23 protein-coding genes are annotated in these 21,430 nt (G+C 69.1%); 5 read left to right on the top strand and 18 right to left on the bottom strand.

The window, feature by feature from the left end; translation table 11 throughout:
• Window position 1: 1 nt before the first annotated feature.
• From FDA38_RS10465 to FDA38_RS10435, 7 genes are all read right to left on the bottom strand, one after another.
• Window positions 2-670 (bottom strand): GNAT family N-acetyltransferase, encoded by a 669-nt coding sequence (locus FDA38_RS10465; RefSeq protein WP_170989657.1) that lies wholly within the window; start codon window positions 668-670, stop codon window positions 2-4.
• The gene (gene era, locus FDA38_RS10460; protein ID WP_137253811.1) at window positions 670-1,599 is read right to left on the bottom strand and encodes a GTPase Era; all 930 of its coding nucleotides are present in this window, start codon (window positions 1,597-1,599) and stop codon (window positions 670-672) included. Before era ends, FDA38_RS10465 begins: the two co-directional genes overlap by 1 nt.
• A complete protein-coding gene (locus FDA38_RS10455; RefSeq protein WP_137253810.1) occupies window positions 1,583-1,918 on the bottom strand; it encodes a cytidine/deoxycytidylate deaminase family protein in 336 nt (111 codons plus the stop codon). The genes era and FDA38_RS10455 overlap by 17 nt, the downstream gene beginning before the upstream one ends.
• 40 nt (window positions 1,919-1,958) lie before the next feature.
• Window positions 1,959-3,263, bottom strand: a complete 1,305-nt coding sequence (locus FDA38_RS10450) for a hemolysin family protein (RefSeq protein ID WP_137253809.1) — start codon at window positions 3,261-3,263, stop codon at window positions 1,959-1,961.
• 18 nt (window positions 3,264-3,281) lie between these two features.
• Complete coding sequence (gene ybeY, locus FDA38_RS10445) at window positions 3,282-3,761, bottom strand: rRNA maturation RNase YbeY (RefSeq protein WP_137253808.1); 480 nt, start codon at window positions 3,759-3,761, stop codon at window positions 3,282-3,284.
• On the bottom strand, window positions 3,758-4,684 hold the full coding sequence (locus FDA38_RS10440; protein WP_170989703.1) for a PhoH family protein: 927 nt from the start codon (window positions 4,682-4,684) through the stop codon (window positions 3,758-3,760). Before FDA38_RS10440 ends, ybeY begins: the two co-directional genes overlap by 4 nt.
• Window positions 4,685-4,821: 137 nt before the next feature.
• A complete protein-coding gene (locus tag FDA38_RS10435; RefSeq protein ID WP_137253806.1) occupies window positions 4,822-5,760 on the bottom strand; it encodes a phospholipase C/P1 nuclease family protein in 939 nt (312 codons plus the stop codon).
• 114 nt (window positions 5,761-5,874) lie between these two features.
• Between FDA38_RS10435 and FDA38_RS10430 the strand changes: the two genes are divergently transcribed.
• Together FDA38_RS10430 and FDA38_RS10425 are read left to right on the top strand one after the other, a co-directional pair.
• Window positions 5,875-6,384, top strand: a complete 510-nt coding sequence (locus FDA38_RS10430; protein ID WP_233714626.1) for a SigE family RNA polymerase sigma factor — start codon at window positions 5,875-5,877, stop codon at window positions 6,382-6,384.
• On the top strand, window positions 6,381-7,502 hold the full coding sequence (locus FDA38_RS10425; protein WP_137253805.1) for a Gmad2 immunoglobulin-like domain-containing protein: 1,122 nt from the start codon (window positions 6,381-6,383) through the stop codon (window positions 7,500-7,502). The genes FDA38_RS10430 and FDA38_RS10425 overlap by 4 nt, the downstream gene beginning before the upstream one ends.
• Here FDA38_RS10425 and FDA38_RS10420 read toward each other — a convergent pair.
• The 10 genes from FDA38_RS10420 to FDA38_RS10375 all read right to left on the bottom strand — a co-directional run bounded on the left by FDA38_RS10420 (window position 7,495) and on the right by FDA38_RS10375 (window position 15,530).
• Window positions 7,495-8,889, bottom strand: coding sequence for a sensor histidine kinase (locus FDA38_RS10420; RefSeq protein ID WP_137253804.1), 1,395 nt, complete (start codon window positions 8,887-8,889; stop codon window positions 7,495-7,497). The two genes, FDA38_RS10425 and FDA38_RS10420, sit on opposite strands and share 8 nt — an antisense overlap.
• Entirely contained in the window at window positions 8,889-9,590 is a 702-nt protein-coding gene (locus FDA38_RS10415; RefSeq protein WP_137253803.1) for a response regulator transcription factor, read from the bottom strand. Before FDA38_RS10415 ends, FDA38_RS10420 begins: the two co-directional genes overlap by 1 nt.
• Window positions 9,591-9,613: 23 nt before the next feature.
• Window positions 9,614-9,823 carry a hypothetical protein gene (locus FDA38_RS10410; protein WP_137253802.1) on the bottom strand — a complete coding sequence of 70 codons (210 nt, stop codon included), beginning with the start codon at window positions 9,821-9,823 and terminating at the stop codon, window positions 9,614-9,616.
• Window positions 9,823-10,245, bottom strand: coding sequence for a hypothetical protein (locus FDA38_RS10405; RefSeq protein ID WP_137253801.1), 423 nt, complete (start codon window positions 10,243-10,245; stop codon window positions 9,823-9,825). The genes FDA38_RS10410 and FDA38_RS10405 overlap by 1 nt, the downstream gene beginning before the upstream one ends.
• 100 nt (window positions 10,246-10,345) lie before the next feature.
• The gene (locus tag FDA38_RS10400; RefSeq protein ID WP_137253800.1) at window positions 10,346-10,675 is read right to left on the bottom strand and encodes an ArsR/SmtB family transcription factor; all 330 of its coding nucleotides are present in this window, start codon (window positions 10,673-10,675) and stop codon (window positions 10,346-10,348) included.
• 42 nt (window positions 10,676-10,717) lie between these two features.
• On the bottom strand, window positions 10,718-11,434 hold the full coding sequence (locus tag FDA38_RS10395) for a 16S rRNA (uracil(1498)-N(3))-methyltransferase (protein ID WP_137253799.1): 717 nt from the start codon (window positions 11,432-11,434) through the stop codon (window positions 10,718-10,720).
• 50 nt (window positions 11,435-11,484) lie between these two features.
• Window positions 11,485-12,627 carry a molecular chaperone DnaJ gene (gene dnaJ, locus FDA38_RS10390; protein WP_137253798.1) on the bottom strand — a complete coding sequence of 381 codons (1,143 nt, stop codon included), beginning with the start codon at window positions 12,625-12,627 and terminating at the stop codon, window positions 11,485-11,487.
• Between the two features lie 26 nt (window positions 12,628-12,653).
• Window positions 12,654-13,682, bottom strand: coding sequence for a heat-inducible transcriptional repressor HrcA (hrcA, locus tag FDA38_RS10385; RefSeq protein WP_170989656.1), 1,029 nt, complete (start codon window positions 13,680-13,682; stop codon window positions 12,654-12,656).
• A gap of 109 nt (window positions 13,683-13,791) precedes the next feature.
• A complete protein-coding gene (locus FDA38_RS10380; protein WP_137253796.1) occupies window positions 13,792-14,895 on the bottom strand; it encodes a Gfo/Idh/MocA family protein in 1,104 nt (367 codons plus the stop codon).
• Entirely contained in the window at window positions 14,880-15,530 is a 651-nt protein-coding gene (locus FDA38_RS10375) for a ThuA domain-containing protein (protein ID WP_137253795.1), read from the bottom strand. Before FDA38_RS10375 ends, FDA38_RS10380 begins: the two co-directional genes overlap by 16 nt.
• A gap of 104 nt (window positions 15,531-15,634) precedes the next feature.
• Here FDA38_RS10375 and FDA38_RS10370 point away from each other — a divergent pair, with 104 nt between their 5' ends.
• The 3 genes from FDA38_RS10370 to FDA38_RS10360 all read left to right on the top strand — a co-directional run bounded on the left by FDA38_RS10370 (window position 15,635) and on the right by FDA38_RS10360 (window position 18,866).
• Window positions 15,635-16,405, top strand: a complete 771-nt coding sequence (locus FDA38_RS10370) for an MBL fold metallo-hydrolase (protein ID WP_137253794.1) — start codon at window positions 15,635-15,637, stop codon at window positions 16,403-16,405.
• 90 nt (window positions 16,406-16,495) lie between these two features.
• A complete protein-coding gene (locus tag FDA38_RS10365; protein WP_137253793.1) occupies window positions 16,496-18,031 on the top strand; it encodes an NCS1 family nucleobase:cation symporter-1 in 1,536 nt (511 codons plus the stop codon).
• A 10-nt stretch (window positions 18,032-18,041) separates the two neighbouring features.
• Complete coding sequence (locus FDA38_RS10360; protein WP_137253792.1) at window positions 18,042-18,866, top strand: DUF3097 domain-containing protein; 825 nt, start codon at window positions 18,042-18,044, stop codon at window positions 18,864-18,866.
• Here the strand turns inward: FDA38_RS10360 and FDA38_RS10355 are convergent.
• Complete coding sequence (locus FDA38_RS10355) at window positions 18,841-21,417, bottom strand: DUF3376 domain-containing protein (RefSeq protein ID WP_137253791.1); 2,577 nt, start codon at window positions 21,415-21,417, stop codon at window positions 18,841-18,843. The genes FDA38_RS10360 and FDA38_RS10355 overlap by 26 nt on opposite strands.
• Between the last annotated feature and the right edge of the window lie 13 nt (window positions 21,418-21,430).

Below are 21,430 nucleotides of genomic sequence, written 5' to 3'. Positions count from 1 at the left end.
GCTAGACCGCCTGGACCACTGTGACCTTCATCTCGTTGGAGAGCGTGAAACCCAACGATTTGTACAGGCGGATGGCGTTGGTGTTGGCGCCGCCGGTGTGCAGAAACGGGGTGCGGCCGGTCGCCGTGATCTGGGCGGCGACCGCACGGATGAGGCGGGTGGCCAGGCCTTGGCCCTGGTAATCCGGGTGGGTGCAGACGGCGCTGATCTCGGTGTGGTCCGGTAGCGCGAAGCGGGTGCCGGCCATGGCGATCAGCTCGCCGTTGCGGCGGATGCCCAGGTAGGTGCCCAGCTCGATCGTGCGGCTGCGGAACGGGCCGGGGTCGGTGAGGGCTACCAGGCTGAGCATCTCGGGTACGTCGTCGACGCCGAGGACCACCGTCTCGGGATCAGGGGCAGGCAGCGACGCGGGGGCGACGAACTGGACCAGCGGGATCGCCAGGTCCACCTTCAGTACGTCGGGGATCGGCAGGCCCGGCCGCATCAGGGCGCCCGTCGTACCCGGGCCGAGCAGCGCGACCGCGTCGGCCCAGTCCTGCTCGGTCGGCTCGTCGGGCAGGGCGAGGAACGGCGCAACGGCCGACGGGTAGCGGCGGGCGTTGCCGCGGACCTCGGCGACGTTGGCGTGCCGGCCGGTGAGGGCGGCGTACACGGGATTCTGCAGATTCATCAGAATCCCAGTTTGCGCAGGTTCTTCGCGTCTGTCTGCCAGTTTTTGGCGATCTTCACGTGCAGGTCGAGGTACACCGGCGTACCGAGCAACGCCTCGATCTGCTTCCGGGCCGCCGCGCCGACCTCACGCAGCCGGGCGCCCTTGTGGCCGATCACGATGCCCTTCTGGCTCTCCCGCTCGAGGAAGATGTTCGCGTAGATGTCCAGCAGCGGCTTGTCCTCGGGACGGTCCTCGCGCAGGTTCATCTCGTCGATCGTGACCGCGATCGAGTGCGGCAGCTCGTCCCGGACACCTTCCAGCGCGGCCTCGCGGATCAGCTCCGCGACGAGCGTCTCCTCGGGTTCGTCGGTGATGTCGCCGTCCGGGTACAACGGGAATCCGTTCGGCAGCAGCTTCACGAGCTCGTCGGCGACCACGTCGACCTGGTAGCCGGAGGTCGCGGACACCGGCACGATCGCGGCCCACTCGATCCCGGCGGACTCCCCCAGAGCCTGGATCTCGGCCAGGTGTTCGACCATCCGGTCCGGCTCGACCAGGTCAGCCTTGGTGGCAAGGGCAACCTTCGGGGTCTTCGCGACCTTCGCCGCCTCGCTGACCAGGAACCGGTCGCCGGGGCCGATCTTGTCGCTGGCCGGCAGGCAGACCGCGATCACGTCGACCTCGGCCCAGGTGGTCTTCACCAGGTCGTTCAGCCGCTCGCCGAGCAGCGTGCGCGGCTTGTGCAGCCCCGGGGTGTCGACCAGGATCAGCTGCGCGTCCGGCCGGTGCACGATCCCGCGGACGGCGTGGCGCGTGGTCTGCGGCTTCGACGAGGTGATGACGATCTTCTGACCCACCAGCGCGTTGGTCAGCGTGGACTTGCCGGCGTTGGGCCGACCCACGAAGCAGGCGAACCCTGCCTTGAATTCCTCAGGTGTGGACGACATCGCGGGCCTCTCCGGTGCCATTGGCATGTACCACGGGAATGTTGGCGCCGGCGAAATGACGGACGACCCCGACATCGACGGACCCGGCGTCGGTGACGACCGCGGCCGCCTCCAGACCCTTCACCCCGGACGCGAGCGCCATCGCCACGGCCAGCTGCAGTGCGGTCAGCTCGACGGTGTCGAGCGCGACGGTGCAGGCGGCGTACGTGCGTCCGTCGGAGTCGCGGACGGCGGCCCCTTCAGTGGCCCGGGTCCGGGCCCGGGCAGCGCGGGCGAGCGTGACGAGTTTGGCGTCCTCGGCCGAGAGATCTGACAACAAAACTCCAAAGACGATGATGGGGAGCGGGTGGGCTCCTGGGTCAGGCGTGCTGGTGGTTCTGGTCCTGGGGCGCGGGAGTGGGCTCCTCGCGTCGTACCAGAACCGTACCTACCTGGTTGCGGCGACCGGACGGCCGCTCCGCCGTCAGCGACAGCCCCTCGATCGCGACCTCGGCGCCGGGGATAGGCACCTTGCCGAGCAGCTTGGCCATCAGACCGCCGACCGTGTCCACATCGTCGTCGTCCAGCGGTACGCCGAACAGCTCGCCGAGCTCGTCGATCGGCAACCGGCTCGACACCCGGTACGAGCCGTCGGACAGTTCCTGCACCGAGTCCGGGTCCTCGTCGTACTCGTCGGTGATCTCGCCGACGATCTCCTCGAGGATGTCCTCGATCGCGACGAGTCCCGCCGTACCGCCGTACTCGTCGACGACGATCGCCAGGTGCATCCGGGCCGCCTGCATCTCGCGGAGCAGCTCGTCCACCGGCTTGGAGTCCGGGACGTACATGCACGGCCGCATCACCGACTCGACCCGCTCGGTCGACTCGGCCTGCGCATTGTCGTAGACGCGGCGCATCACGTCCTTGAGGTAGACCACGCCGAGGATGTCGTCGAGCGACTCGCCGATCACCGGGATCCGCGAGTACCCGGACCGCAGCGCCAGCGAGGTGAGCTGGCGGAGCTTCTTGTGCTTCTCGATGTAGACCATGTCGGTCCGCGGCACCATCACCTCGCGGACGATCGTGTCGCCGAGCTCGAACACCGAATGGATCATCTGCCGCTCGCCGGACTCGATCACCGCGGACTTCTCCGCGTAGTCGACCAGCGCGCGCAGCTCGGCCTCGGTCGCGAACGGGCCCTCGGCGAACCCCTTGCCCGGGGTCAGCGCGTTGCCGATCAGGATCAGGAACTTCGGCAGCGGACCGAGGATCTTCGTCAGCGCCATCACCGGACCGGCCGAGATGATCGCGAACCGGTCCGAGTGCTGCCGGCCCAGCGTCCGCGGCGCGACCCCGATGATCACGTACGACACCAGCACCATCACCACAGCGGTGATCAGGATGTGTTCCCAGGTCACCGACAGGACGCCGGACAGCGCCTGGGTGACCAGCACGATCGCGGTGATCTCGCAGATCAGCCGGAGCAGGAGCAGCGAGTTCAGGTACCGCGGGGCGTCGGACAGCAGGTCCCGCAGCCGGACGGCGCGCAGGTTGCCCAGCTCGACCTGCTCGTTCGCGCGCACCTTCGAGTACGACGACAGCGCTGCCTCGGCGCCGGCGAACAGACCGGCGAGCAGGACGAGCACCGCAGCCACAACCAGGAGAACGAGGTCGTGGGAGGTCACCGCAACGTCACTCCTGCCTCAGACACTCTCGAGCCGGTTTCCAGGTGCCCGCCATGCTTCCAGCAGGCGGCCCTGGATGTCCCACATCTCCGCTTTCTCGGCGGGTTCCGCGTGGTCGTACCCGAGCAGGTGCAGGATGCCGTGCACCGTCAGCAGCTCCAGCTCGGCCCAGGTGCCGTGGCCGGCCTTCGCGCCCTGCGCGGCCGCGACGGTCGGGCAGAGCGCGATGTCGCCGAGATGACCGAGCGGCAGGTCGCCGTCGTCATCGTCGGACGGACCGGGCCGCAGCTCGTCCATCGGCCACGACATCACGTCGGTCGGACCCGGCAGGTCCAGGAACTCGACGTGATACCGCGCCATGGTGTCCTCGTCGACCAGCTTGATCGACAGCTCACACTCCGGGTGCAGCCGCAGGGACGACATCACGAACCGGCTGAGCCGCATCAGTCCGTGGGCGTCGATCTCCACCCCGGACTCGTTGTTGACCTCGACGTTCATCGGTGGTTGTCAGCACTACCTTCATAGTTTTCGTACGCCGAGACGATCCGGCCGACCAGCTTGTGCCGGACCACGTCGTGCGAGGTCAGCCGGCAGAAGGTCAGGTCCTGCACACCCTCGAGAATGTCCTGGACCACACGCAGACCCGAATTCGTCCCGGTCGGCAGGTCGACCTGGGTGACGTCGCCGGTGACGACCATCTTCGAGCCGAAACCGAGCCGGGTGAGGAACATCTTCATCTGCTCCGGCGAGGTGTTCTGCGCCTCGTCGAGGATGATGTAGGCGTCGTTCAGCGTCCGGCCGCGCATGTAGGCCAGCGGCGCGATCTCGATCGTGCCGGCCGTCATCAGCCGCGGGATCGACTCCGGGTCGAGCATGTCGTGCAGGGCGTCGTACAGCGGGCGCAGGTACGGGTCGATCTTCTCCGACAGCGTGCCGGGCAGGAACCCGAGCCGCTCACCGGCCTCGACGGCCGGCCGGGTCAGGATGATCCGGTTGACCTCCTTGGCCTGCAGCGCCTGGACCGCCTTGGCGACGGCCAGGTAGGTCTTGCCGGTACCGGCCGGGCCGATGCCGAAGACGATCGTGTTCTTGTCGATCGCGTCGACGTACCGCTTCTGGTTCAGCGTCTTCGGGCGGATCGTGCGGCCGCGGCTGGACAGGATGTTCTGTGTCAGCACATCGGCCGGGCTCTCGGCGGTGGCCTGCTTGATCATCGCGATACTGCGCTCGACCGAGTCGGCGGTCAGCCCGTGCCCGGTCCGGATCACCGCGATCAGCTCGTCGATCAGCCGCTCGGCCAGGGCCAGTTCGGCCGGTTCACCGTTCAGCGTGATCTCGTTGCCGCGGACCATGATGTCGGCGGCGAACTCCTTCTCGACGATGCGGAGGAACTCGTCCCGGGCTCCGAGCAGGGCCACCATGTCGATGCTGTTCGGCACGACGATCTTGTGCGACGCCTGCGCGCTGGCGGCGGCGCCGTTCGCGCGCGCCTCCGGTTCGATACTGCGTGGCCTGGACAGGCTCTTCCTCCTGAGTACTGGGTGTGTGGTCTCCCATGCTAGCCGCCTCGTCCGACACCCTCACTCGTAATTCCCCGGGACACGCTCCCCGGGGGCCTCCCGGGTGCGGTCTGCGGCTTGCCCGCCCGGCCCGGTGCGGCATTCGGGGCGAGTACGGCGCTCAGCCGATCCAGCTCGGTCTGCGCCCGTTCGAGGCCCATCCGCCGGTCCCGCTCGGCGGCCCACTCGCGGGACGGGTGCAGGTTGACGGTGACCCCGCCCGGGGACGGGCGCAGCATCTCGCCCAGGTCCTGGCGGCGGTACCGGTCGGCCACATCCGGCGACTTGTTCCGGTTGCGCTCGTAGCTGCGCAGCATCCGGTACGTCGCCTCGATCGCGGCCCGCGTCGACCCGGAGCTCGCGGGCGGTCGGTCGAACTCGTCGGAGTGCGTGTTCTTCCCGTCGTCGATCCCCACCGAATGGACGGGCGTGAACACGTGCAGCGACTCCACCCGCGCGGTCGGATCACCGTCGTACACGGAGTCGTCGCGCCAGGCGTGTGCGCCGGAGTAGCTGTCCTGCAAGGCGTGTGCGGCCGCGCCGAGGTACCTGAACTCGGCATCACCGGACGCGTGGGCGGTCGCGAGCTGCTCGAACAGGTACTCGGTGTTCGTCGCGAAGTTGTCCCAGCCCTTGCGGAACGGGTCCGCCATGAAGTGCTCGCGCTGCACGTTCGGGTTCGCGTACGCCGAGTGCGTGGTCGGACCGGGACCGGCGTACGGGAAGGACATCCCGGTGCCGGCGTAGTTGTCGATCCGGCCGGCGCCGAGCGGGCGGTCCTGGTACGCCTGGGCCTTGTCGAGCGCCACGGCGTAGTCGTCCTGTCGCAGGCCGTGGATCGTCGCGTCCGGCTCGGCCAGGTGCTGGTAGAGCCGCGTGACCGCGGCGTAGGTGATGTCGTGATGGCCCGACCACCGGCCGTCACCGCGCTGCCTCATCCCCTCAGGTTCCCATCAGATCGGGCCATTCGGTGTCAGCTCTGTTGTCAACCTGGGACAGGGTCTTGGCGTCGTCTTTTCGTGGCTCAACCGGCCGTGGTGTACGAAGAGTGCGTGACACATGAGTCCTCGTGGGATGCCGACGAGGCGCTGACGGCTGTCTACACCGCGCATTACACCTCGCTCGTCCGCCTCGGTTCGCTGCTGCTGCGCGACACCGGTGCGGCCGAAGAGATCGTGCAGGACGCGTTCGTCGCGATGCACGGTCGCTGGCACCGGCTGCGCGACCCGCACAAGGCGCTCGCGTACCTGCGGACCGCGGTGGTGAACCGCTGCCGGTCCCGCCAGCGCCACCTGGTCGTCGTGGACAAGCACACCCCGAAGTCACTCCCCGACGAGCCCAGCGCCGAGCAGGCGGTACTGCGGACCGCCGAGACCGACCGGGTGATCGAGGCGATGCGGACCCTGCCGGAGAAGCAGCGCACCGTGATGGTGCTGCGGTACTACGGCGACCTGTCGGAGGCCGAGATCGCCGACACGATGGGCATCAGCCGGGGCTCCGTGAAGAGCCACGCCGCGCGCGCGACCAAGTCGCTGCGCCAGCTCCTGGAGCAGAACGTATGAACGACCAGAACCCGAACGAGCCGTTCGACGAGCTGATGCGCCGGGCCCTGCACGACGAGGCCGACCGGATCGAGCCGACCGACGCGCTGCCGGAGATCCGCGCCCGCGCGCACGCGCAGCGCCGACCCGCCCGCCGCCCCTGGCTCCTGACCGCCGGCGTGGCCACGGTCGGCACCGCGGCGGCGATCGGCGCGTTCACAGTGTTCAACGGGAACAACAACCTCGCGAACGACGGCGACGCGGTGGCCGGCCCGGGTACGACGACGAGCGCTTCCGAAGTACCGCAGAGTCAGACGCCATCGAGGGTTACGCCGTCTCCTGCCCCGGCGACGGTGCCGCGGGCGACGTCACCTGCCGTGAAGACATCGCAGCCGGCGGACCGCGGGAAGCCGGAGCAGTCCGTGTCGAGTGCCGTCGTACCGGTCTATTGGCTCGGGGCGAACGTCGGTGCGCAGGCGAAGTCGACGGCTCGCCTGTACCGCACGTGGTCCAAGGTCAGCGGCCATCCCGCCGAGGAAGCCGTCCGGATCATGACCACCAAGCAGCCGGAGGACCCGGACTACTACTCGGTCTGGCGCGGCGCCGCGGTCAACTCCGTGACCCGCTCGGACGGGGTCGTGACGGTCGACTTCAAGCAGCTGCCGAAGACCACCCTGGCCCCCGACCTCGCGAACGTCGCGACGCAGCAGTTGATCTACACGGTGCAGGGCGCGCTGGCGGACGACACGTCCGCGGTCCAGATCACCCAGCAGGGCCGGGCCGGTCAGAAGCTGTTCGGCCAGGTCGACACCAGTGCGCCGCTCGGCCGGGCGCAGGCGGCGGACGTCCAGGCGCTGGTCTGGATCACCTCGCCGAGCGAGGGCGCGGTGACCGGCAGCAAGGTCACGGTGCAGGGCACCGCGAACGCGTTCGAAGCGACCGTGAACTACCAGCTGACCAATCTGAAGACCCGCGAGACGAAGAAGAGCTTCACCACCACCGAGGAAGGCCAGAAGTTCTCGCCGTTCACGTTCTCGGTCTCGCTCAGTCCGGGCCCGTGGCAGATCGACGCCTACCTGATCTCCGACGCCGACGGCAGCATCACGAACACGGACTCGAAGACGATCGTCGTCAAGTAGCCGGCAGCACGAGCGTGAACGCCGCGCCGCCTTCCGGTGCTGGACCTGCGGTGAGCGTGCCACCGAGCCGCGTGACCAGCCCGTGCGCCAGCGCGAGGCCGATTCCGGAACCGACCGGCCGCCGGCCGCGGTACTTCTGATTGAGTACGCCGGGCTCGAACGCGACCGCGTAGTCCTCGACAGCCAGCCCCGGACCGCCGTCGCGGACCTGGATCGTGACGGCACCGGGCGCGTGGCCGAGCGACATCGTGAGCTGTGCCTGCGGCGGAGTGACGCGCAGAGCGTTCTCGGCCAGGCCGTCCAGGACCTGCCGGATCCGGCGCGGATCAGTCGTCGTGACCGCCGGCACCGGCGGCAGGTCGAGCCGGAACCGGACACCTTGCCGCTCGCAACGAACGCGCCAGACCTCGGCGCACGCGACCAGCGTCTCCCGTAGATCGACCTGGGCGAGGTCGAGCTGGAACTGATCCGCTCCGATCCGGGCCAGGTCGAGCAGGTCACTGACCAGCCGCTCGAGGCGCTGCGACTCCTGCTGGATCACGTGACCGGCATGCCGCGGATCGGTGGCGACCCCGTCCGCGAGCGACTCGGCGAACCCGTGCACGGCGGTCAGCGGCGTACGCAGCTCGTGCGAGACCGAGAGCAGGAACTCGCGCTGCCGCGCCTCGCTGTGCTGCAACGCGATCGAGAGCTCGTTGACCGCGGCAGCCACCTCGGCCACCTCGGTCGGTCCTTCCACCGGTGCCCGGAGGTCGCGTCGGCCCTGACGCATCGCCGCGGCGACATCCGCGGTACGGCGCAACGGACGCCCGAGCAGCCGCCCGAGCAGGGTCCCGGCCAGGGCAGCGACCAGCAGACCGGCGCCGAGCGCGAACAAGATGTTGCGAACCAGGGTCCGCCGGGTGTCGGCAGCCAACCGGACCGGCTCCACCAACGCGAATCCCGAGCTGTCGCCGAGGCCGCGGGCCTCCACCAGGTAGTCGGTACCGCCGACCCGCACCTCGGTGGAGATCTGTTGCGTACTGCCGATCTCGCCGAGCCCGGCCGTGATCGCTGCCTGGGTGGAGGATCCGTCGGTCGACTGGACGCCGCGCCGTGGCAGGAGCAGTACGACGACGATGCCCTGCCCGCGGACGACCTGCGCAACCCGGCCGAGCCCGGCCGCACGTGAACTCAGGCCGCGCTGGTCCACCTGCCCGGCGATCACGTCGGCCTGCGCGGCCAACGACTGCTGCAGTACGTTCTGCGCCGAACGTCTGGCCAGGCCCGCCATCACCAGACCGGCCACCAGTACGGCGACTCCGGCGACGGCGACACAGGTCAGCACGATGCGAGTGGCCAACGAGCCGCGACCGGCCTGGTCCGGCGTTCGGACCTCGGCGGCCATCAGTCGTGTTCGGCCGCGTAGCCGACGCCGCGGACCGTGCGGATCGGGCTGGCCGCGCCGAGCTTGGCACGCAACTGGGCGATGTGTACGTCGACCGTGCGGGTGCCGGCGGCGGACTGGTACCCCCAGACCGAGCTGAGCAGCTCGTCACGCTCGAACACGCGGCCGGGCCGCCGCAGCAACTGCGCCAGCAGCTCGAACTCGGTCGACGTCAGGTTCACCTCGGCCTCACCCGCCCAGGCCCGTCGGCGACCGGCATCGACGCGCACCAGGCCGACCGAGAGTATTTCGCCGGCCGGCGAGGCTCCGGCCGGAACGCCGCCGGACGCGCGCCGGAGGACGGTCCGGACGCGGGCGGCAAGCTCCCGCGGACTGAACGGCTTGGTCACGTAGTCGTCGGCGCCGAGCTCGAGTCCCAGCAGGCGATCGAGCTCGTCGTCGCGAGCGGTGACGAACAGGACCGGCGTCCAGTCGCCCGCGGCCCGCATCGTCCGGCAGACATCGGCGCCGTCACGGCCCGGCAGACCGATGTCGAGGATCACCGCGACCGGGTGCAGCCGCCGCCAGGCAGCCAGCGCCGATTCGCCGTCCGACTCGATCCGGACGGCGAATCCGTCGCGGCGCAGGTACAGCTCGATCACCTCGGCGATCGCCGCCTCGTCCTCCACCACCAGGACCAGCCCGCGACCGGCGTCGGCCATCCTGTGCTCCCGGGAATCCTCGGTCAGGGTGTCTCGTCCCCGGCCAGCTCGCGATCGATCGCGTCCAGCGTAGACCCGATCTGATCGAGCTCCTGCTCCGGCGACCCCACCTGTCGGGTCGCCGGAGCAGGACCGGTGCCCTGCCCACCGGGCTCGTTGCCGGAGCTGCCGCAGGCGGTCAGTCCGAGTCCGAGACACGCCGTACCGAGCAGGACGGCCAGGACCTTGCGCATCACTTGGCCGCCTGGCAGTACTTCGCCTTGAACGCCTCGAGCTTCGTCTTGGCCGCACCGAGGTCCTGGAGCCGCCCGGAGCGGCGTTCGGCACGCTTCTCCAACCGGTCCGCGACCTTGGTGTGCCCCTTCGTCTTCTGCTCGGCGGCCCGCGCCTTCAGCCAGGCGACCGAGCCCTTCACGTCGGCGCCGCCGCCGATCCGCTGGGCCAGCTTGTCGCGCCGCTCGAGCATCTTCGGCAGCCGGTCGGCGCAGAGTTTCTGCGAATCCTCCGGGCTCAGCGTGACCTGCTTGTACGACGTACTCGGTGACGGCGCCGGGGTCGGATCGGCCGCGGCGATCGTCGTACTCCCGACGAGTCCGCCGACCAGGACGACCGCCGACGTACCGGCCGCGATCGCACCGCGCACAGACCTGCGCATGTTCTGCTCCTCGTTCTCGTGCCTTCGTGCTGACGAGAACGACTCTGCCCGGCCGGCGTTCGAGGAGCTTCGGGACCGTGTTCGGGGTTTGTAAGAGTTGTCAGTCCGCGCGGTCGATCGTCGCTGACAGGAGGCCGGGGAAGGACTTCTCGAACTCGGTGCGGCGGAGGCGGTTCAGGCGGCGGGCGCCTTCGTCGCGTTGTTCGATCAGGCCGGCGGAGCGGAGTACGGCGAAGTGGTGGCTGGCGGTCGCCTTCTTGACCGGGAGGTCGAAGGTGCCGCAGGCGCGGGACCAGTCGGCGTGGGTGGCGAGGTCGCGCAGGATCGAGCGGCGGACCGGGTCGGCGAGCGCGTCGAGGGCCGTCTGGAGTGGTACCTCGGCCGGGTCGACGTGGCTCAGCGTGCGTGCTCTCGCGGTCTCGACGGCCATCGTGCTCGATCCTTGTTGTTCGGTTCCTGTCTAACAGTCTAGCTAGGTCCAGCGGGAGCGGGCGAGGAGGGCGGCTGCGGCGGCGACGCCGGCCGTGGAGGTCCGCAGTACGGTGTCGCCGAGGCGGACCGGGTCGACGTCGAAGGTCTTCAGCTCGGTCGGGGCGATGCCGCCTTCGGGACCGATGACGAGCACGATGTCGCCGGAGGGTGGGACCTGCAGCGACGCGAGTGGGCTGGTCGCTTCTTCATGCAGTACGACGGGGAGCGCCGCGTGGGCGAGCCGGTCCGCGACCTCGGCTGTGGATGCGATCGGCGCGACCTCCGCGAACCACGTACGCCGCGACTGCTTGCTCGCCTCGAACGCCCACGCCCGCCACTTCGCGAGCGTCTTCTCCACCCGCTCCGGACTCGCCCGGAACTGACTCCGCTCCGCATTCCACGGCACGATCACATCCGCGCCGACCTCGGTCAACATCTCCACCGCAAGCTCGGCCCGCTCCCCCTTAGGCACAGCCTGCACCACAACCACCCGCGGCTCAGCCGCGGCCACACTCCCACGCTCATCAACCGCCACAGTCAGCGCAGCCTTCGAGGCACCCACGACCGGCCCCTCGACCCAGGCCCCGTGCCCATCCGTCAGCCGGATGCGCTCACCCACCCCGATCCGCCGAACCACGGCAGCATGCCGACCCTCCGGCCCGTCGAGCACCAACTCGTCTCCGACGAGGTCGGGGTGAAAGAACACCGCGACGCCCACCTACCGAGCACCTCCTCCGCAAGCAGGCGCCGCAGGCGCCCGGTCAGCATCTAGTGGGCGCCGAAGGCGTCGCGGAGGCGGCCGAAGACGCCTTTGTGGGTGGCTTGGACCTGGCCCTGGGGGCGTTCCTCGTCGCGGGCGACGGCGAGTTGGCGGAGCAGCTCGGCCTGGTCGTCGTCGAGCTTCGTCGGGGTCTCGACGATGACCTGGACGATCAGGTCACCGCGGCCGGCGTGACGCAACCGCGGTACACCGCGAGCCGTCAACGTCAGCCCGGTCCCGGACTGCGTGCCGGGCCGGATCTCCAGCGGCGTCGTCTCGCCTTCGAGCGTCGGCAGGTCGATCGTCGTACCCAGCGCGGCCGCCGTCATCGGCAGCGTGACCGTGCAGTGCAGATCGTCGCCGTTACGGGTGAAGATGTCGTGCGGCTCGACCTCGATCTCGACGTACAGATCACCGGCCGGCCCGCCGCCAGGCCCGACCTCGCCCTGCCCGGACAGCTGCACCCGGGTCCCGCTGTCCACGCCGCCCGGGATCTTCACCGTGACGGTACGCCGCGAGCGCACCCGCCCGTCCCCGGCGCACTCGACGCACGGGCTCGGGATCGTCGTGCCGTACCCGCGGCAGTTCGGGCACGGGCGCATCGTCCGCACCTCGCCGAGGAACGACCGCTGCGTGTGCGTCACCTCGCCCCGCCCGTGGCAGATCTCGCAGGTGACCGGCTCGGACCCGGCCGCCGCGCCGGACCCGCTACAGGTCGGACACAGTACGGCGGTGTCGACCTTCAGCTCCCGCGTCGTACCGAAGGCTGCCTCGGCCAGGTCGATCCGCAGCGGGATCAGCGCATCCTGACCACGCCTCGTCCGCGGCCGAGGCCCACGGGTCGCGCCGCCGGTCTGGCCGAAGAACGCGTCCATGATGTCGGTGAACGTGAACGCCTGCCCGAAGCCGGCACCGCCCGGCCCGGCGCCCGCGGTCGCGAACGGGTCACCGCCGAGGTCGTGCATCTGCCGCTTCTGCGGGTCGCTGAGCACCTGGAAGGCGCGCCCGATCTCCTGGAACTTCTGGTGCGCGTCCTCGGAGTCGTTCACGTCCGGGTGGTACTGGCGTGCCAGCTTGCGGTACGCCTTCTTGATCTCGTCCGGTGAAGCGTCACGGCTGACACCTAGGACGGCGTAGTAATCGGTGCTCATACTCCAGACCAGGGGGTTGTCATCATTTAGGAGTCGGCCAGGATCTGGCTGACGTAGCGGGCGACGGCTCGCACCGCGCCCATTGTGCTCGGGTAGTCCATATGGGTCGGGCCGACGATGCCGAGCGTGGCCAGCGCCTCCGACTTGGACCCGTATCCGGTCGCGACCACCGACGTGGTGGCCAGCTCCTCGAACGGGTTCTCGTGGCCGATGCGGACCGTCAGCGTCTGCGGGTTCGTCGCCTCGCCGAGCAGCCGGAGCAGGATCACGTGCTCCTCGAGCGCCTCCAGCACCGGCTTGACGTTCCGCTCGAAGTCGTCGCCGTACCGGGTCAGGTTGGCCGCGCCGCCGACCGCGATCCGCTGCTCGCCCACCTCGTCGGTGAACGCTTCGAGCAGCGTGGTGACGATCGACGCGACCAGCGCCCGGTCGCCCGGCGCGAACAGCTCCGGTACGCCGCCCAGCGAGGTCGTCGCGTCGGTCAGACGCTGCCCGGCGAGGACCGAGTTGAGCCGCGAGCGGAGGTCGGCGATCAGCTGCTCGTCGACGTCGTGCGGGTGCTCGACGATCCGCTGCTCGACCCGGCCGTTGCTGGTGATCAGCACCAGCAGCAGCCGGCGCGCGCCCATCGTGACGACCTCGATGTGCCGGACGCTCGAGCGGTTGAGCGACGGATACTGCACGATCGCGACCTGGCGGGTGATCTGCGCGAGCAGCCGGACGGTACGGCGGACGACGTCGTCCAGATCGACAGCTCCGGCCAGGAACGAGGTGATCGCCTTCTTCTCGGCGATCGACAGCGTCTTGACCGTGCTGAGCTTGTCGACGAACAGCCGGTACCCGGCGTCGGTCGGGATCCGGCCGGCGCTGGTGTGCGGCTGGGTGATGTACCCCTCCTCCTCCAGCGCGGCCATGTCGTTGCGGACCGTCGCCGGCGAGACGCCGAGGTTGTGCCGATCGACCAGCGTCTTCGACCCGACCGGCTCATGGGTCGCCACGTAGTCCTCGACGATGGCGCGGAGAACATCCAGCTTGCGGTCGTCCAGCACGCGCATCACCCTCTCTCGATCGACCCTTGGCACTCGAAAGTTCCGAGTGCCAGTCTACCGAGCCGTAGTACCCACACGGACGCACTACGGCGTGGGGCGGGTCTCAGCCTCGACCTCAGGCTGTCTCGGGCGACGCTCCCAACGGTACGGCGGCAGGCCGCTGGACCGTACTCGCGACGTCCACAGGCTGATCCTGGACCGCCGCGTCGAGCAGGGACTCGAGTACGTCGAGCACGTGGTACGCCAACGCTCCGTCAGCACGGTGTGGCTCACCGCGACGAAGCGCCCTCGCCGTATCCGCCACGCCGACACCACGGCCCGCACCGGCGTACCCACCGGCGACCGGCACCTCGGTCCACTCGCGCTGCTCGGCCGTGGCGATCTCGACCGTGCCGTCGAAGCCGTTCGGGTCCGGCACCGACAGGCTGCCCTCGGTCCCGTGCACTTCGATCCGCGGCAGGCGAGCCGCCCAGACGTCGAACGACATCAGGACGGTGGTCAGCGCACCGGACTCGTGCTCGAGTACGCCGGTGACGTGCGTCGGCACCTCGACCGGGAACGTCGTACCCGCCTGCGGACCGGTGTGGATCTTCCGCTCCTGCTTCGACTGACCGGCCCGCGCGGTCACCCGGCGTACCGGACCGAGCAGGGTGACCAGGCTGGTCACGTAGTACGGCCCCATGTCGAGGACCGGGCCGCCACCGGGCTGGTAGTAGAACTCGGGCGCCGGGTGCCAGAGCTCGTGGCCTGGTGTGGTGAAGGCCGCGAAAGCAGCATGCGGTACGCCGATGTCGCCGCGGTCGATCACTGCGCGAGCGGTCTGGGTCCCCGTGCCGAGCACGGTGTCCGGTGCGCAGCCGACGCGGAGGTTGTTCGCGGCGGCGTACTTGAGCAGCGGCTCGGCAGCAGTGCGGTCAACGGCCAGCGGCTTCTCGCCGTACACGTGCTTGCCGGCCTCCATCGCGGCCTGGTGCACGGGAGCGTGCGCGGCCGGGATGGTCAGGTTGAGCACGATCTCGACGTCGTCCGCGGCGTACAGCTCGTCCGGGGTGAGTGCGCGGATGCCCTCGTGCTGGTCCGCGATCGCCTCGGCGCGGGTGCGGTCCAGGTCGGCGACCGCGACCACGTCGACACCGGGCAGCTTGCCCAGGTGGTCGAGGTACGTGCCGGAGATGACTCCGGTGCCGACGATGCCGATGTTGGTCACTTGCTCGCCCACAGCAGCCCCCGCTCGATGATCGTGCGTACTTCGGGAGTCTCCAGGTCGTCCAGCTTGTGGCCGACCGTGCAGACGAAGACCTTGCCCTCACCCCAGGTGCGGGTCCAGACCGCCGGCATCACCGCGCCCTCGATCCACGGGTAGTCCGGGTGCGACTCGAACGTGGTGGTGGCGAGCACGTTGTCGGTCGGGTCGTAGTGCACGTAGTACTGCTCGGTGTGCACGTCGAAGTGCGAGATGCCCTGGACGATCGGGTGATCGGCCTTCTCCGGCACGATGTCGACCCGGTAGTCGGTGAACCCGTGCGGGTGCGAGATGAACTGCCCGCCGACGATGAAGTTGTAGTCGGCGCTGTCCCGGAACGAGTCCGCGATCCCGCCGTGCCAGCCGGCCAGGCCGGTGCCGGTCCGGATCGCGGCGTCGAGCGCCTTGACGTGGTCGGCGGGGATCTGGCTCATCGTGACGCACTGCAGCACGAGGTCGACGCCGTCCAGGTCGAGGTAGCTCTCGGTCGTGTCGGAGACGGTGACGTCGTACCCGTTCTCCTTCAGGTACGGAATGAACAGGTCGGTCGCCTCGACCGGGGAGTGACCTTCCCAGCCGCCCCGGACCACCAGTGCACGTCGTTCGGTCACAACGACCACCCTTCGAAAGTTTCGATGTTCCGATCGGAACACTTGCGAGCCTAAGGGCGAGGGAGAGGGCTTGCCAACCACCAGGCTCAAGTAATGTCGACCGCATGAGCACGTGGACGGAAATCGGCGACCGCACCTGGGTCCGGCGGTACGACGAGTGGGATCTGAACGTCGGTCTGGTTGTTGGATCCGAGGGCGCCTTGGTGATCGACACCCGCGCCACCACCGAAGAGGCCGAGCAGCTGCGTGAACACATCCGCGAGCTCACCGAGGCGCCGGTCAAGTGGGTCGTCAACACGCACGCCCACTTCGACCACGTTGCAGGCAACAGCGTCTTCACCGACGCCACGGTCTACCTCCACGAGAACGCAACGACCGAAGAAAACCTCGCGGGTACGACGTTCGCCGCCGCCAAGGTGATCGACCTCGGTGACCGCCGCGTCGAGCTCCTGCACGTCGGCAACGCGCACACGTCCGGCGACACGGTCGTCGTCGTACCGGATGTGGACGTGGTCTTCGTCGGCGACCTGATCGAGGAGTCGGCACCGCCGTCGTACGGCGAGGACTCGTTCCCGCTCGAGTGGCCGGACACCCTCGAGTCCGCGGTCGGGATGATGACCGCGGCAACCAAGATCGTTCCCGGTCACGGCGCGGTCGTCGACGTCGAGTTCGCTCGCGACCAGGCGATCGACCTGGGCAAGGTCGCCAATACGATCTCCACGCTGCACCACGCCGGCACGCCGCTCGACGATGCCCTCAAGCACACCGAGGACTGGCCATGGCCGGTCGAGAAACTCCAGGACGCGATCCGTCGCGGCTATCAGGCTCTGGGTGCGCCGCAACGCCCAAGTCTGCCCTTGCTCGGCCCGGGATGACCCTTTCGGGTAGTTGTCCGTTGACACGACGTCACCTCGTCGCGCAACTTGTTCGGAACGGACATCGCCCGACCGGATGAGGTGGGACCTGTGGCCACTACCGAGCAGACTGTTCACTCCGATGGTCGGGTCGAGCTGACCGATCCTGATGCGCTGGCCAACAGCCCGTACGCGAATGCCGAGCTGGCGCCGACGCGGTTGCCGGAGCGGACGTGGACGACGTACAACTACGCCGCGCTGTGGATGGGGATGGCGCACAACATCCCCAGCTACCTGCTCGCGTCCGGTCTGGTCGCGATCGGGATGAACTGGCTGCAGGCGTTCCTCACGATCACGCTGGGGAACCTGATCGTGCTCGTCCCGCTGCTGCTGAACAGCCACGCAGGAACGAAGTACGGCATCCCGTTCCCGGTCTTCGCCCGCGCGTTCTACGGCGTCCGCGGCGCGAACTTCCCGGCGCTGCTGCGGGCGTTCATCGCCTGCGGCTGGTTCGGGATCCAGACCTGGATCGGCGGCCAGGCGATCTACGTGATCGTCGGCGAGCTGTTCGGCAACGGCTGGCTGAACGCGTCGGCGATCGGCGGGCATCCGTGGACGATGTGGCTGAGCTTCGCATTCTTCTGGGTGCTGCAGATGGTGCTGATCTTCCGCGGTATCGAGGGTCTGCGCCGGTTCGAGAACTGGGCGGCGCCGCTGGTGACGGTCGCGTTCGTCGCGCTGATGGTCGCGATCCTGGTCAAGGCCGGCGGTTTCGGGCCGATCCTGTCGCAGCCGTCGAAGCTCGGCTGGGACGCCGACTTCTGGAAGATCTTCGCGCCGTCGCTGATGGGCATGATCGCGTTCTGGGCCACGCTGTCGCTGAACATGCCGGACTTCACCCGGTTCGGGAAGGGCCAGCGGCAACAGGTCTGGGGCCAGATCATCGGTCTGCCGACGACGATGTCGTTCATCGCGCTGGTCTCGATCATCACCACCTCCGGCACGGTCGTGCTGTACGGCTCGGCGATCTGGGACCCGGTCGAGCTGACCCGCCGGTTCGAGAACCCGGTGATCGTCACGATCGGCCTGATCATGGCGATCCTCGCGACGATGTCCTGCAACGTCGCGGCCAACGTGGTGAGTCCGTCGTACGACTTCGCGAACGCGTTGCCCCGCTGGCTGAACTTCAAGACCGCGGGCCTGGTGACCGGAGTGATCGGCGTGGTGATCCAGCCGTGGCGGCTGATCTCGGACCCGTCGATCTACATCTTCGTCTGGCTGTCGTTCTACGGCGGTCTGCTCGCCTCGGTGGCCGGGGTGCTGATCGCGGGCTACTGGCTGATCGACCGGACCAACCTGTTCCTCGCCGACCTCTACCAACCGAACGGCCGCTACTGGTACGCCGCCGGCTGGAACTGGCGCGGTGTCGTGGCAACCCTCCTCGGCTCCCTGCTCGCGGTCGGCGGCGCGTACTCGAACCCGGGCGCCGGCCCGTTCCCGCAGGACGGCCTGATCCCGTTCCTCAAACCGCTCTACGACTATTCGTGGGCAGTCGGCCTGGTGGTCGGCTTCCTCGCGTACGTCGCGCTCACGCTCACCGCGCCGAGCCGCCAGTCAACGGCGTCGCACGCGGCTCCTAGTTACTAGAGTTGGCCGGGTGGCTGACAGGTATGGGAACGACGTACTAGCTGGTGACTGGCGGAAGCCGAAGAACGGGCGGACCGTCGAGGTCGAGATCGAGAAGGGGATGGTCGTCGAGGAGCCCACGTCCGGGTTCGTCGGCGCGATCGTGCGCTGGGAGCACGGCGTCGTCGATCTCGAGGACCGGCACGGCAGGATCCGCACGTACCCGCTCGGTCCGGGCTTCTGGATCGACGGCAAACCGGTCAGCTTGAAGCCGCCGAAGAAGGCCGGCCCGCCGAAGAAGACCCGGACGGCGTCGGGCTCGGTCGCGGTCGACAACGTCCGGGCCAAGGTCGCCCGCGCCAGCCGGATCTACGTCGAGGGCCGGCACGACGCCGAGCTGGTGGAGAAGGTCTGGGGCGACGACCTGCGGATCGAGGGCGTCGTGGTCGAGTACCTCGAAGGCGTCGACGACCTGGTCGAGATCGTCAACCGGTTCCAGCCCGCTCCGGGCCGGCGGCTCGGCGTACTCGTGGACCACCTGGTCGAGGGGTCGAAGGAGTCGAAGATCGCCGCCCAGGTCAGCAACCGCTACGTGCATGTCGTCGGTCACCCGTTCATCGACATCTGGGAAGCGGTGAAGCCGTCGTCGGTCGGGATCAAGGCGTGGCCGCGGATCCCGCACGGGCAGGACTGGAAGAAGGGCGTGCTGCAGTCGTTCGGCTGGCCGGCCACCGATCAGGCCGACGTGGCGGCGGCCTGGAAGCACATCCTGTCCAAGGTGAACAGCTTCGCCGATCTCGACCCGGCGCTGCTCGGCCGGGTCGAGGAGCTCATTGATTTCGTGACTCTGGACTGATCTCCGGCATCCGCTGCTCGAGCCACGCACGGATCCGCCGACGGGCACGCCGTACGTACCAGGTGACCACACCGAGCACGGCGCTCAGTGCCAGCACGGCCCCGGCGAGGAGCGCCGCGACGAGACGTACGGCGTCGACCGTGCCCGCCAGGATCAGCAGCAGGATCCCGATCACAGCTGTTGCCGCAGGCAACCATGGCTCGAAGATCTGCGGCCGCTGCGCCGGGCTCAGCTTGGCGCCGCGGACCATCCGCTCCCAGGCCGTCTGCCGGGCCGGCTCGGTGAACCAGCGCGCCGTGCGCAACAGCCACGAACCGGGCTGATGCTTGCGGCCCGCGGCGGCCTTCACCCAGTTGCCGACCTCAGGCCCGAGACCGGACGAGACGTCGACCATCCGGTCGGCGATGCCCTTGGTGATCGCGCGACCTTCGGGCGAGGCGTTGAGCTCGTTCCGCATGGTCACCAGCGCGCCCATCCCGGCGTCGACCGGGAAGTCCTTGGCCAGCCGCTCGATCCGTTCGGCGACCGCCTTGATCTCCCAGTCCTCGGCCTGCAGCACCTGCCGCTGGGTCTCGCGGATCCAGGCTGCATCCGCACCGAGCATCGAGCCCAGATGCGCGACGCAGTGCAGGCGACCCATCAACCAGTCCCACCGCCGCCAGTCGGCCGCACCGAACGCGCCGAAATGCCCGACCTGACTGCCGTACAGGATGCGTTCGTTGAGCTGGTTGGCGATCGAGCCTTCCTGCAACTCGTCGAGTACGGCGAGCGGAATGTCCGGCCCGAGCCGGAGGAACTGGAACGGCGCGCTGCGCTGCTGCGGAGTGCGTGCCGACGTACAACGAGAGACGATCTCGACCTCGAGCGCGGTGTCGACGAGCTCCCAGCCGACCACCGTGACCAGCTCGGCGAACGCGTCACCGAGAGCGCGCTGGATCTGCAACTTCTCGAAGATGTCGTTCAGCCCGACCGCGACGGCCTCCGCGCCGCCGGCCGGTCGCAGGTCCAGATCGGCCGCGGCCAGCTCCACGTCGAGCGCGTCGCGAACCGCCTGTACCTTCATCAGGCAGTCGCTCGTCGCGGTCAGCCGCTTGTCCAGCTCGGCACGTTCGGCTCCCGGCGCCTTGCTGATCCGATTCCGCAGCGAACGCAGGATCAGCCGCACGATCCGCTCGGCCGCACCGGTCCCCCACAGCCAGCTCGGGTTGCCGTCGGCATCGTCGCGTACGGCGGTCGTCGAACCGTCCGGCCCCGGCACCCACGGATGCTTGGTCGCGAGGATCTCGTCGATCTCCGGCTCCGACAGCGCGGTCGCGGCGTCCAGCACGGTCGACTGGTCGTGGCTCGCGATCGTCACGGCCTCCCAGACCCCACCGGCCGCCCGACCCCGCGAGTACGCCGGTTGCAGCGCCGTGGCAGCCGCCTTCAACCGGGCTCGCTCTTCTGGTTGCTTCAGGCAACGATCGAAGAGCCGCTGGGTATCGGACCAGGACGCATCGGCCTCCAGCAGCAACCGCTCCAGCTGCTCGACGTCCGAGCGGAAGTCGACCTCGCGCGGGAACTGCACAGCCGACAACGCCGTCACCCGCCAGCTCGGCTCCTTCGCACCGGGCAGGGCGGTCGCGGCGTGCCCGATCCCGGCCGACGGTACGACGTACAGCACGTAGCGCGTCGCCTTGCCGGTCACCGGCCGGCGGGCGACCACGTCGAGCACGGGCCCGAACGGCGCGTTGTCGAGTACGCCGCCGTCCACCAGCCACGACCCGGCCTCGGCCGGACCGGGCTGCATCCGCGGCGGACTCGCAGCCAGCTCGGGCGTCTCCAGCACCGGACCGAACGCCGCCGGGAACGACGCCGACGCCCGCGCCGCTCGCGCGAGCAGCTCGGTGTCCTGCAACCCGTTCGTCTCCTTGACCGAGAACTTGCGCTTGGCACCGTCGTACGTCGGCGCGTCCTCGCTCGTGAACCCGTACAGATACCGATGATCCGGTACGACGAACGCCTGCCCGGCCGCGTCCCTGGCCTTGAACTGCTGCACACCCAGCCCGGACGCCGTGACGAACAGCGTCACCGGCTCCTCGGCATCGCTGTCGCCCGCGTCGGCCACGCCCTTGAGCAGGTCCTCGAGCTGCTGCAGGAAGTACTTGCCGTCGAGCACCGAACTCGACTTCACGCCGGCCGACGGCACGAGCTTGCCCACATCGAGCGAGCCGAGCGCGACCCACTTCTGCCGCAGCCAGGGACCGTTGTCACCGTCAGGATCCAGCGTCGAACCGTTCGCGATCGCTGTCGCCAGCAACGAACCGTTCAGGCCGCCGGCACTCGTCCCCGCGATCACGTCGACCACCACGCGCCGCCGCTCCTCGCCGCGGTGGCACAGTTCGCGCCAACGGTCGGCCAGGACAGCGTCGTACGGCTGGGATTCCGGCGCGTCGGACCCGCCGGACGCACGCCGGATCAGATCCAGCTCGTGCGTCACCCCGCCCATCCAGACCGCCAGGCTGACACCGCCGTTCAGAACCAGCGCGATCCGGATCTCGTGGTCGGTCATTCACAGTCCCCCT

This window comes from Kribbella jiaozuonensis (assembly GCF_005233875.1).
Taxonomy (GTDB): domain Bacteria; phylum Actinomycetota; class Actinomycetes; order Propionibacteriales; family Kribbellaceae; genus Kribbella; species Kribbella jiaozuonensis.
This window is presented reverse-complemented; position numbering and strand designations above follow the sequence as displayed.